The sequence below is a fragment of the Pelodictyon clathratiforme genome (assembly GCF_982375515.1).
In genome coordinates this window covers 1,299,913-1,311,571 of sequence record NZ_OZ455102.1, presented here as the reverse complement: position 1 = coordinate 1,311,571, position 11,659 = coordinate 1,299,913, and the positions used below count along the sequence as shown (strand labels likewise).

General features: G+C 46.6%; 13 protein-coding genes, 2 pseudogenes and 1 riboswitch. Of the genes and pseudogenes, 5 read left to right on the top strand and 10 right to left on the bottom strand.

What is annotated here, in order from left to right:
• Positions 1-62 precede the first annotated feature (62 nt).
• Positions 63-305: riboswitch (cobalamin riboswitch) on the bottom strand.
• A 290-nt stretch (positions 306-595) separates the two neighbouring features.
• The 3 genes and pseudogenes from trmB (at position 596) to AC56AD_RS06365 (ending at position 2,224) form a co-directional block, all read left to right on the top strand.
• Positions 596-1,204: a tRNA (guanine(46)-N(7))-methyltransferase TrmB gene (gene trmB / locus AC56AD_RS06375; protein WP_223293999.1), complete on the top strand. Its 609-nt coding sequence runs from the start codon at positions 596-598 to the stop codon at positions 1,202-1,204.
• Between the two features lie 194 nt (positions 1,205-1,398).
• Positions 1,399-1,644, top strand: a pseudogene (locus AC56AD_RS06370) (hypothetical protein); the annotation flags it as partial.
• A gap of 103 nt (positions 1,645-1,747) precedes the next feature.
• Positions 1,748-2,224, top strand: coding sequence for a hypothetical protein (locus tag AC56AD_RS06365; protein WP_190274033.1), 477 nt, complete (start codon positions 1,748-1,750; stop codon positions 2,222-2,224).
• A gap of 54 nt (positions 2,225-2,278) precedes the next feature.
• Here AC56AD_RS06365 and AC56AD_RS06360 read toward each other — a convergent pair whose 3' ends face one another.
• The gene (locus AC56AD_RS06360) at positions 2,279-3,226 is read right to left on the bottom strand and encodes a TPM domain-containing protein (RefSeq protein ID WP_012508015.1); all 948 of its coding nucleotides are present in this window, start codon (positions 3,224-3,226) and stop codon (positions 2,279-2,281) included.
• On the bottom strand, positions 3,223-3,870 hold the full coding sequence (locus tag AC56AD_RS06355; protein ID WP_012508014.1) for a TPM domain-containing protein: 648 nt from the start codon (positions 3,868-3,870) through the stop codon (positions 3,223-3,225). Before AC56AD_RS06355 ends, AC56AD_RS06360 begins: the two co-directional genes overlap by 4 nt.
• A 415-nt stretch (positions 3,871-4,285) precedes the next feature.
• Here AC56AD_RS06355 and AC56AD_RS06350 point away from each other — a divergent pair, with 415 nt between their 5' ends.
• Positions 4,286-5,260 (top strand): DUF4351 domain-containing protein, encoded by a 975-nt coding sequence (locus AC56AD_RS06350; RefSeq protein ID WP_012508013.1) that lies wholly within the window; start codon positions 4,286-4,288, stop codon positions 5,258-5,260.
• Positions 5,261-5,503: 243 nt separating this feature from the next.
• On the opposite strand, the gene AC56AD_RS06345 is transcribed toward AC56AD_RS06350, so the two are convergent.
• The 6 genes from AC56AD_RS06345 to AC56AD_RS06320 form a co-directional block, all read right to left on the bottom strand.
• On the bottom strand, positions 5,504-5,626 hold the full coding sequence (locus AC56AD_RS06345) for a hypothetical protein (protein WP_263053230.1): 123 nt from the start codon (positions 5,624-5,626) through the stop codon (positions 5,504-5,506).
• Positions 5,623-5,919: a RhuM family protein gene (gene rhuM, locus AC56AD_RS06340; RefSeq protein ID WP_223293998.1), complete on the bottom strand. Its 297-nt coding sequence runs from the start codon at positions 5,917-5,919 to the stop codon at positions 5,623-5,625. The genes AC56AD_RS06345 and rhuM overlap by 4 nt, the downstream gene beginning before the upstream one ends.
• A 103-nt stretch (positions 5,920-6,022) precedes the next feature.
• Positions 6,023-6,151 carry a hypothetical protein gene (locus tag AC56AD_RS06335; RefSeq protein WP_263053229.1) on the bottom strand — a complete coding sequence of 43 codons (129 nt, stop codon included), beginning with the start codon at positions 6,149-6,151 and terminating at the stop codon, positions 6,023-6,025.
• Between the two features lie 379 nt (positions 6,152-6,530).
• On the bottom strand, positions 6,531-6,731 hold the full coding sequence (locus AC56AD_RS06330; RefSeq protein WP_041526461.1) for a hypothetical protein: 201 nt from the start codon (positions 6,729-6,731) through the stop codon (positions 6,531-6,533).
• A gap of 18 nt (positions 6,732-6,749) precedes the next feature.
• Complete coding sequence (locus AC56AD_RS06325) at positions 6,750-6,905, bottom strand: hypothetical protein (protein ID WP_190274032.1); 156 nt, start codon at positions 6,903-6,905, stop codon at positions 6,750-6,752.
• A 218-nt stretch (positions 6,906-7,123) separates the two neighbouring features.
• Complete coding sequence (locus AC56AD_RS06320; protein ID WP_223294025.1) at positions 7,124-9,340, bottom strand: WD40 repeat domain-containing protein; 2,217 nt, start codon at positions 9,338-9,340, stop codon at positions 7,124-7,126.
• A gap of 132 nt (positions 9,341-9,472) precedes the next feature.
• Between AC56AD_RS06320 and AC56AD_RS06315 the strand changes: the two genes are divergently transcribed.
• A complete protein-coding gene (locus AC56AD_RS06315) occupies positions 9,473-9,745 on the top strand; it encodes a hypothetical protein (protein WP_263053228.1) in 273 nt (90 codons plus the stop codon).
• On the opposite strand, the pseudogene AC56AD_RS06310 reads toward AC56AD_RS06315, so the two are convergent.
• Both AC56AD_RS06310 and AC56AD_RS06305 read right to left on the bottom strand, forming a co-directional pair.
• Positions 9,653-9,967: pseudogene (locus AC56AD_RS06310) on the bottom strand (toll/interleukin-1 receptor domain-containing protein); the annotation flags it as partial. The gene AC56AD_RS06315 and the pseudogene AC56AD_RS06310 sit on opposite strands and share 93 nt — an antisense overlap.
• A 453-nt stretch (positions 9,968-10,420) precedes the next feature.
• Positions 10,421-11,446, bottom strand: coding sequence for a methylglyoxal synthase (locus AC56AD_RS06305; RefSeq protein ID WP_049759902.1), 1,026 nt, complete (start codon positions 11,444-11,446; stop codon positions 10,421-10,423).
• Between the last annotated feature and the right edge of the window lie 213 nt (positions 11,447-11,659).

Below are 11,659 nucleotides of genomic sequence, written 5' to 3'. Positions count from 1 at the left end.
AAATGAAAAGCAATGCAAAAGAGATACAGCTTTGCCCCGACTATAACCCGTAGTCCGATCTTGTAATGCAAAAATAACTGGCAGGTCTCCTGACTATAACGGCTTCATACTGTTGCAGGCCTTCCCGCAGTTTTCCAGGGAGGAAAAGAGTGCAGTGACCTGAAACGACTGCTTTCGACAATCCATGATGGCCATGGAGTGTTATTGGCAGCTTACCGTTGTACAGTTGCGGGTACAGTTTACGATTTTCACGTAATTCCCTATTCTCCGGCTTTTAAACCGGCACCAGCTACGACGAAAGAACAGTGGCCCATTTTAAGAAAATTACCCGAGAAAAAAAACAGAGAAAAACATTCATCGGTGATTAGTCCACCCGTTCAGCATATTTCCTGCCAAAAAAACCCGGCAATCTCCTGCAATAAACAACGCCTCATCGATCTATTCTTCAAACTCGTTGAGGCCTCTGTCAGGACTTTACGTATATTCCGACCCTTTTTATGGGAACACCTATAAAAGAGCCGAGTATAGACGCCCTGACGGAGTCGGAACAACGCTTCAGAGCTTCCCATGAATCATAACGCAATCCTGTATGTTCATGGATACCAGAGCGGCATTCTACGAGAACCCTGTCATTATCGCAGATCGGCAAGCATGGGAAGAGATAAATCTTAAGGATGCCGGAACAATCGAGGTTGAAATAGGCTTCGGCAGCGGTGAGTATCTTCTCAGGAGGGCATCGGAATACCCTGACAGACTGTTTATCGGCATCGAAAAGAAATCCGGCCTGATAACGGAGCTTGCAAAAAAGGTTGCAATCCATAACATCGATAACATCCGACTGCTCGAGTCGTGCGCAAGCAACGCCTTTACCCACCTCTTCCCCGCATGTTCTCTTTCACGGGCTTATTCGCTCTTTCCCGATCCCTGGCCAAAAAGAAGGCATATCAAGTACAGACTCTTTTCGCCGCAATACCTGCGCCTGCTCAACAACCGGCTTATTTCAGGCTGCGAAGCGCTCATCGTGACCGACAGCAAAGATTATTATAACTGGGTGCTGAAGCAGCTCCCCGGCACCGGCTTCGAGGTTGAAAACAGCACCATACCAGCACAATTCGACACCAGATTTGAGCGAAAATGGCTGGAACAGGACTTCCGTACCTTCTTCAGGATTCTGCTCAGGAAAACAGAGCACATCGAAGCCTGAACGCCCCGGCACCGCCAACGATCCCGCCTTCAAAGTCACCGGTTTTAAATTCAGGGGATTATGTTGATTGTGATTGAGAATGTTTTTTCAGGAAAGAACGTCATACGGGGAAGAAGGAGTGCATTCTTCCAGGGTCACCCCCCTTGAACCATGAGAGCCTTCGATAATGATTCACTCAATCAAAGAAACCATCCATGAAAAAATCACTTGTTCTGGCCGCCGCAGGGATCGCTGGAGTGCTGCTCTGCACTCCTGTGAGTAATGCCCATGCGGATCTCAATCTGCACCTCAACATAGGGGGCAGTCCCTCAGTGGTAGTAGAAAGAAGTCCCGACTTCATCTACCTCGACGATTACGGTTTAGCCGTTTCCTGGGGATGGAACTACGATGTCATCCGGTACGACGGATTATACTTCATTTACCGCAACGGCGGATGGTTCCGTTCTCCCTCTTTCCGCGGGCCATGGTGTCGTGTCAGAAATTGGGATCTCCCCTACCAGATCAGAAGACATAATTGGAACGATATCAGGCGTCGCCGCGACCTTGAATACCGCAAACAAGACAGAACCTACTGGAACAGGCATTTCGAGGAACAGAGAATCCGCGACAGACGGCCCGATAGCAGACCTGGTTTCAGACCGGGAGACAGACCAGACGGCAGGCCCGACTTCAGACCGGACAGCAGACCCGATGGCAGACCAGACGGAAGGCCTGATTTCAGACCAGACGGCAGACCCGACCAGAGACCTCAGCCACAGAATCAGCCTCAGGGACGACCTGATCAGAGACCTGATGGCAGGCCCGATTACAGACCGGACGGAAGGCCTCAGTCCCAAGATCAGCCTCAGGGACGTCCTGACCAGAGACCAGATGGCAGACCTGATTACAGACCGGACGGAAGGCCTCAGTCTCAAGATCAGCCTCAGGGACGACCTGACCAGAGGCCGGATGGGAGGCCCGATTCCAGACCTGACGGCAGACCCGACGGCAGACCATAGACAGGAGAGGACTCGACCATAAGCAGAAAGAGAGGGAGCCCTTTCTCCGGCTCCCTCTCTCTTTTCCCGGAATCACCTACCAACTGCCGGACGCACCGCCGCCGCCCGATGATCCGCCACCGCCTGAAAAACCGGATCCACCGGACGACCATGATGAACCAGAACTGCCTGAACTAATCGAAAGTCCGCCGATTGAAGTCTGCCCCTTGGTCTGGAAATCTTTTTGAGCTTTTTTATACCAGTCGGTTTTTCGTATAAAAAGCTTTGTAATCGGGAAGCCGATCAGATAGACGATAAGACAATAAAACGCAACGTCTGACCCAAGGACAACGATCGGAAAAACTGCCCAGAATGGTATCAGAAAGAAGTATAAAAACCATCCGACACCCGGCGTCAGTATCCCGATTGCGGTAAATAATCCGATGATTCCGAAAATAAACGCTCCTAAAAGAATACGTTCCTGAATCGAAAGCTCCGGCCCTTCAATTTCAAAGAATTTCGACTTGTTCATCGAACCGCTCTTGACCTCTGACTGGGGTAATTCCCCTCCCTCAAGAAGTTTCATCACAGCATTGGTACCGTCAACGATACCACCTTCAAAGTCACTTTTTTTGAATTTAGGGGTCATAACCGTTTGAATAATGCGTCCCGCCATTGCATCGGTAAGCGTTCCCTCAAGACCGTACCCCACTTCGATGCGCATCCGCCGGTCGCCAGGAACCACCACCATCAAAACACCATTATCCTTGTCTTTCTGGCCGAGTTTCCAGGATTCGAAAACCCTGACTGAGTAATCTTCAATGCTCTCGCCACCGAGCGTGGAAATCGTCAGAACAGCAATCTGGTTTCCGGTGCGTTTTTCATGCGCCTGCAGGCTATCCGACAATGAGCGGTTAACCTCCTGGGAGAGAAGCTGTGCATTGTCCGTGATCCTGCCCGTCAGATAAGGGACGTCTGCCGCAAGAAGTATCGTGCTGATCATAAGCATGATCGGGAGTAACAGGATGATCAATCGTCTCTTCATAGTCCCTCCTCCTCGATAATTTCGTCGGGCAATTCGTTGTCCGTTGCTTCCTTGGATGTGGTTGCCAGTATGCTGGAGAGAGAGTCCAAACCGGCATCAAATGCCTGACTGATTTGTTTACTCTTCAAGAACGGAGTCATTGCCGCAATCATGATTCTTCTATCCTCTTCCTGTAGATGCACGTCCACTCCCTTGTCCGAAAGAATGACAATCCGACGCTCAAATAAACTCACCAGTAGCAGAATCCCTGTCCTTTTACGGGTAGCAAACAGCTCGCGATCCAGAAAGAGTGATTTTGCATACTGCTGCACTTCCGCCTCAGCGCGATAGCTGGACAGGAAGCATTTCGCAAATCGTGGAAACATGACGGTCAAGAGTGCCAGCAGGGCGCCGGATAAGAGTATACCAGCCACCATGATCAACGCAGGCAGATCAGGATACCAGTCGTACAACCACCAATCCAGCAGAAGAAGGATTAATCCGGCAGCGGATGCGCCGAGGGCAAACGCTTTCCATGGCAGTTCCGCGTAAGCATCACTACGCTGGATAACGCTCAAAACGATCTGGGTTCCGGTGCGCTTTTCCGTCTCGGCGACACGTCCATCAAGGTGACTGCGCTCCTGATCTGATACAATTTGTTTCATGCAGCATCCCTGTATCCGAAGATTATTATAATCGCCCCGTCCAGATAGCTTGCAGTGACATGAACTGCCTTCCGCTCCAGTCAGGATTAAAAACTCGATTTCATCCTCTTATTTCGGCAATAACAGATTGAGGGAAAAATTACAGAATAAATGGAGATCCGTCAAGAAATCCAGGAAAAACACCTTCGTAAATCCTGAAACCGAGCGCAACCCTCATTTTGATTTGTGCAGAACAACTTTTGCCGATTGCTCCCATTATCTCCGCACAGCATCACTGCGATGGATGTGGAGGCAAAGGGTCGCCGAATGGATTTTGTTTTAAGCGCACTCCCCTCTATATTTGGTTTGATGACGGCTTGGTGTGACTCATGCCGATTGTTACTGATCGGTACTTTGCCCGAACAAAGGAGATCGAATGGAAAACTCGAACGATCACTATGACAGCCCATGGAAAGAGGCCATTGAGCATTACTTTTCGGAGTTTATGGCCTTTTATTTCCCGGATGCCCATGCTGAAATAGATTGGTCACAGGAGCATATTTTTCTGGATCAAGAGTTGCGGGCAGTGGTGCAGGATGCTGAGCTGGGGAGACGCTTTGTTGACCGACTTGTCAGGGTGACCGAACGTTGTGGCAATGAAAGCTGGATATACATCCACGTTGAAGTGCAGGGCAAAAAGCAGGTCGAATTTGCCGAACGGATGTTTGTGTACAATTACCGGATTTTCGACCGATACAAAAGACCTGTAGCAAGTTTGGCGGTGCTGGCCGATGAACACAAGCTTTGGAAACCAACCTCTTATGGTTTTTCTGTGCTGGGATGTCGCCATACGCTGGAGTTCCCGGTTGCCAAACTGACAGATTATGAAGACAAACTCGACGAGCTGCTGGCATCGGATAACGCTTTTGGATGGATTACGGCGGCACACATCCTGACCAAAAAGACCAGAACAGAGGATCAGGAACGGTACAACGCAAAACTCCGTTTACTGCGGATATTGTATGACCGGCATTGGGATAAACAACGGGTAATCAACTTATTCAATGTCATCGACTGGTTAATGCAACTGCCGGAATGGTTGAATAGCAAGGTCTGGCAAGAACTTGAAACAATTGAGGAGAGAGAAAAAGTGCAATACATTACAAGCGTAGAACGTATTGGCATTGCCAAGGGAATAGCCAAAGGCCGTGTTGAGGGCCGTGTTGAAGGCCGCGTCGAGGGCGAATCAAGGTTATTGAAAAGGCAGCTTGAGCGTCGCTTTGGCCCTTTGCCTGAGTGGGTATCAGTCCGATTAGGGAGCGCAAAAGAGGATGAGCTGGAAACATGGAGTGAAGCCGTTCTCACAGCCCCGACTCTGGAAGCTGTTTTCGGAAAAACTGACCCATCGTAAAAGAGTTACTGGCGATGTACTTTCACTGAATAACCGTAATTCGACGGTGTGCTGGTTAGGCATGGGAACCAGGTTGTTTTCCATGCCCTTCATCCCCCTGCTTCGAGAGCCTTCCTGCAGGGCTTCGAAAATCACGACGATGTAATTTCAATCGATTCCCTGACCCATCACAAGATGCAACACTCCCGCTACAATCCAATCTCGCAACTCCTGGAATGGCCAGCTCTCCATGATGGGTTCACATCAAATAACTGCTTCTGTTACGAGAAGATAAACGTCAAAGTCGCTTTCAAACAGCCTGTCCTGCACGATCCGGTACTTTTCAAACTCGCTTTCGGCGTGTGCTTTGGCAATTTCTGCTGTCACCTTTCCGGCATCCTGAAAAATTTCATCTGATTGGCCCATTTACGAAACTGTACAGCACGTTCGTTTTCAATATTGAAGCCGACAGCAATCATCGCATGAAGATTGTAGTGCTTGACCTGATAGTTTTTGCCGTCGCTGGCAGTTGTTAAGTAATCCTTAATAACTGAGGTTTCTTCAAGCTCATTATCATCGACAATACGCTTCAGATGCTGGTTTATGGCAGGAACGGAGACATCATACGGTATTGCCATCATTTTCTGCGTCAGCCAGATATTTTCATACTCATAGCGCATTTCAACGCTGGTTCCGACTTGCCGACAACCGGCGACAAAGGTCAGATATTCAGCCGCCGAAGAGCGGACGATAGAGAGTTCCTTACCTGTTTTTTTCTCCCGCTCATGCCTTCACCCTCTTGTCTATCGAGAGGCAAGCCATCAGTTCGGCCTTGAGGGCCTGCGGCATCCCGTCGCCAGGGAAGCGTTTCTTTTCCTCGACATTCCGCCTGGAGAGAGTTTTTTTATCCATTCGAAAGCCGCAAGGGTTATGGGAGCCTTTGGGTAGAACAACTCGTTTTGCAAAAAGGAAATATACGATTGCAGTAAAACACGTTAAAAACAATAAATTACTGTGATTCTATTGGACTGCCTCACCTATTTCCTGCATTAATGCAACTTGTCTGGCGAATCGAGTCTTGGATCTCTCGGCATGCCTCTACTGATTGGTGAGTATCGCAGAAAGTTAACCCTGCATTGTGATCAGGGCAAAATAATGACTTCATGAACGTCCCTAATTCCCCCATGGATAACAAATGTAAGCAATACTCCAACAGCGACGACGCCATAGCGGTCAAGCCACTTAACTTTCCGCTCTATTTTTACCTAACGGTACACTTTTCTGGAATGTTTTATTTGACGAGATCATAGGTTTCGGAAAAAATATCCCCAGCCACAATTCCCATGCTGCCATACTGATTTCTGACAAACCAGTCGCCCGCTTTTCCAGAAAGCATTCCCTGGTGACCGGGTAGCTCCAGTCGATATGAACAAGTCAGAGGGGTAACATCTGCTGCCTGCGAAAGGCTGCGATACCAGCTATCTTCACCCATTTGTATTGGATGAATCGGCTAATAGAGTTTTTCAAACAACTCCCGTTGAACTGGCCACCGTTCGCCGCAAACACTAATACTAATAACAATCGCATCGCCAACCCCGCATCGAACCGGCCCCTCAAGCGTCTTGATCACTTCAGAATGCCAGATGAATACCACCGATACGACCATCTCACGCTTTCTTGCTTTCTGCCACTCCGCTTCAGCAATTCCGTTATGATATTTGTCGGTCTATATATCCACATGCGTGTGGTTAATTTTCATAGTTCACTTGCCTTTGACTCCATTCTCGATTTCATCCGCTTATCGAATATACTCGTTAGCACGAAGTACCTGCTCGCAATAGCCTTTTTGGGTTTCCGGATTTTTTCGAATAGGCACCAAGGCCTTTAATAGTCATATACAAATGCCCTTTTCTCTTTGGCAATCGGAAGCTGACGACTTTGTTTGAAATAGTCTAACTCAGAAGAAACCCTCTCCTTCCACTCTTTATCAGTCATATTCCTGTTTATTCTTGAAGAAAGCTCGTCTACCCATCCAACAGGGGCTGGCCAGCTTTTAACGATTTTATTTGCATCAACCGAGAAAATTCGCCGACCTTCATCGCAAAAGGTCACACGCTCCACCTTGTATTCATGCAGACGCAAGGGCTCTCCGATCATTTTCATTGAGCCTGCTTCCCAAAAACGTTCCGTCCGGTCTTCGCCAGCGGATATGATATATTTGCCGTCAGGACTGAACCCTATACTGGTAATCTTCCCCAAATGGGCGTTATATACTTTTTTAACCAAATTTAAAGTTCTCGAATCCCAGAGAGAAAGAGACCCATTTTCAGTACCGGTAACCAGATATTTTCCATCTACGCTTTCTGCAAGACATGCCAAAAATCCGGAATATAGTGACTTTTTGAAATTCCGTTCACCAGCAAGATGCTTCCCGGAATCCGCGTCCAGCAATTCCAGTTCTCCAAAGTCCCCCCCCAAAATGATACGCTGACCGTCCACACTGTATTTAATGGTTTTCAGCATCATAGCAATGCTGCCCTTCATTTCACCGCCAATCGGTTGTTGCGATTGAGCATCCCACATTTGCAATTGACCGTATTCCGCACCTGTTATGATTTTTTTGCCATCATTGCTGACTGCTACGGCAACGGGATGAAATAAAAAATTTTCCCCTGCGATCATGGTGCTGCCAATATTTTTCCCCGTCTTTACATCCCATCGTTGCATTTCGCCGTGGAAATGGCAAGCGATGATCGAATTGCCATCGGGGTCAAAGCACATGGCTTCTATTCCTCCAAAACGATCGATTGATGGCAATCCGATATATCCTTTTATTAACGGTCCAGCGAGTTTCCCGCTCGCTGCATCAAAGACCAAAATCGATCCATCACCATACCCCAACGCGACCAAACGTCCGTCCTTGCTGGTGCATGTGATGCTTGTCTCGGGCCAGATAACCTTCCCAATGTTATTCTGAGAAGATTCCCATCCAGAAGTTCTCCATATCTCCACCGTCCCCCCAAACGAAGCATATGTTAACTCACGTCCGTCTGGCGAATACGTCACTATTGATGATCCTGAAAAGGTGCTGTTTTTCATTAACGCACTGCATTCCACTCCCATAACGGCATTCCATATCTTGACCGTTCGATCTTGGCTGGTTGAAGCAATGTATCTGCCATCGAGACTAAACGCCAGACTGTTGATATACGCCTCATGCCCCTTGATTTTATTTATCTGGCCACCCGTACTGGCATCCAAAACCTGCAAAAAACCCTTTGAATCGCCAACGACAAACCGACTACCATCCCTGCTGAAGGCCATGGCGCTGACATATCCAACATCGGAGGAGCCCCTGATCGACTCCCACACCATATTGCCAGTCTTCAAGTCGATGAGACGAACAGTTTTCTGGTAAATTTCACTTAAGAGAATTCTTTTATAATAACTGTTGCCGCTCGCCACAAATCGCCCATCCGGACTGAATTCGACCCGTTCACACCCATGATTGATAATAGGCAAACCGATCATCTGGCCAGTGCTGGCATCCCATAAACGCATCACCTTTTCTGGGTATAGCTTGTTAGCCTGCCTTTCATTGGTGACGGTGATGACAACCATGCCGTCCGGGCTCATCTTGACATCGGTCAGCTCATCTTTTTTTAATGTGATACATTTTACCGTCAAAACACCCGTATTAATATCATAGACGCGAACGGTCAACTCACCACCACCAACAGGAACTGTGGCAACGGCACGCCCCTTAGCGACGTTGATGAACATTTTGTTAATCAGCGCGTCCTCGTTGTTTTCAAAAACGGTTCTCCTGATAAAATTGCCTGTTTTAGCATCCCAGAACTCTACGGCACAATCCTCACGGCCAACAACAATCTGACTCCCGTCCGGGCTGTAGGTCATTGCGATGATGGGCTCCTTATCCGTCACGATTTTCTTCAGATCGCGATAATGCAGCAAGGCGCTCATCAAACCACCCTCCGTTACCGTCCCAGGCATAATCCGGTAGGCCGCTATCAAGTTCTGTAACACCTTCAGATTGTCCCCTTCCTGTTGGCCAGTAATCATTTTGTCAGCATCGCTCACGAGCCTCAGAGATACTTCTTTTTTCAGCTCTGACCTTGCGCGGTTTGCACTTTTAAACGACAGGATCGTCAAAGTTAAAAGCAAAAAGACTACCCCGAATACAAGCGTTTTCCAAAGCGTATTGACCCTGGCATGCCTCGGCGTTATCGCCAGCCGTTCAACAAGATCGTCACTGGCTTTTCCTTCCCTGACGGCACCCTCTGTTTCATCCAGCCATATCTTGCCGAGGTGGCCAAGCCATTTGTTCGTCCTGTCCTTGATCGAAGGGTCATGGATTGCCCCTTCGACGTTAATGGTGATGACAGGACGTTTTGGATGTCGTTCCCTGAATTTCTCAACCTCCACCTGTACCCACCTCGGGTCATTCAGCGTCTCCTTGTTTGCCACGACAACCAGTGCCCTTGAACGAAACAATGCTTTTTGAAGAGCTGCATCCAAGGCTTCTCCTGGAGCAGCTTCTTCCTCGCTGAAAAACACCCGAAAATCATGATCCTTCAAGCGACGTGTAAGATCCGAAGCATAATTTCTTGTCCCCCTTGGTGGTCGCCCCAATGCAAACGAGACAAATATGTCATAACCAAACAGGCGAGAAGCAATACTGTCCCACGTTGAGCCTCCAACGCCCATTGCGATTTTGGGTAACAGGTTGCGCATTAAATCAAACATTGCGATTTATAATTTACGGTTTACTGAATAAATCGAAGCCACTTCAAACCGCCATGGTGTATAGAGCCGTATTCGATGTCGGTCTTATATCTCCTTCATGCAGATGCTGCCGATTCAGAAGGTCAAGCACCCATATATTTGCCTCCTTGAGTGCTTCAGCACCACAAAAAGCGCAAAAAATGAACCCATGCCTGGCGAATCGAGTCTTGTACCTCTCAGCATGCCTATTCTGGTTGATGTGTATCGTATAGAGATAACTCAGGATTGAGGTCATTACAAGTTTATGATTTCATGAACGTCCCCTATCGATCCGCCCTGTTACTCTAAAATATATAGGCTTACTCATTACAAGATTATACGTTAAATCCTCAAGCGAGGGCTCTTTTTATGCTAAAGCACTCATATCAGGTTTAACTATATCGCATATAACTTTAATTGCTGCTTACCCCTAACCGCTCTTGTCATAAACTCTCTTGCATGCATTTCATTAGTGATCATCACAACTCTATCTGAAACCATACATGCCTGAACAACAACACGTATATCGTCAATATGAGGGTGTGGACTTAAGGGATCAACAAAAAATATTACAACATCACAATGACCATATAAAATAGCTGTTGCTATTTCAATATCTCCACCCTTAGGACCAGAATGATAGCGAATCATTTTATTTCCAATCGTCCTATTCGTTGCTGCAGCAACCTCACGCCCTGTTGTACCTGTTGCTAATATAGCACAAAATTGACCAAGTTCATATTCATGATCGACTGCAAATTCGACCATTCTTGGTTTCATATCATCATGAGCAATTAATGCAATGGTCATTTCTTCAAATCTTTTAGGTTGCTCTACCAGAGGAGATGGAATTGTTTGCCTACACAATAATTCATTGCTAATCTGAGATGGAGTATCCAATGGAACATGTACTATATTATCAGGTATCGTCTCAATATCAAGTTGCAATGGTACTGCTTGATAATTTCTATTTTTATCAAGTTCAAACTCAGTATGATACCATGCTAAAACTGAGCCAATATTCATCAATCGTTTTGCATGCCATTGATCGCACAAACGAGTTAAAGCTAAGTTTTCGTTTCTTTGCCAATGATTTGCATTAGGTGCAAAAAAAGGCCAAACGATACTTAATTTTCTCTGACAAATTAAGTCAGATAAAATAATTACTCCCCCCTCATTTGTTTTTTTTAATCGCGTTAATCCACATGAGTTTAACAACCAATTAACTACTATTTGATTTAACGGGGCTAAGTTAAGCTTTTTATCACCATAGAATAAGCGATCATAAGTTCCACCAGTAAAAACAAAATGAAATGGGAAATTATCTAAGCGCTCACTATCTTGATTTAGTTCTAAATTATAAATCTGATTAATAACAGTCATTAATCGTTGATTGGCGATTACGTCATCATTACTAGCCAAAACACCAATTACTGTTTTTTTGATAGATCTTTAGACATAACACCTCCTTTTTTATGATTAAATAAAATAATTTTTCATCATAACACATTAAGTGACAAAAGCGGTAAGTAGGAATCCCCAGATTTCGGAAAAAATATTTCCATACTGAATACTTTAATTTACGTTATTAATCCTTAAATTACTACAGTTCTTCAAGAATCAGCAGGTGTTGAT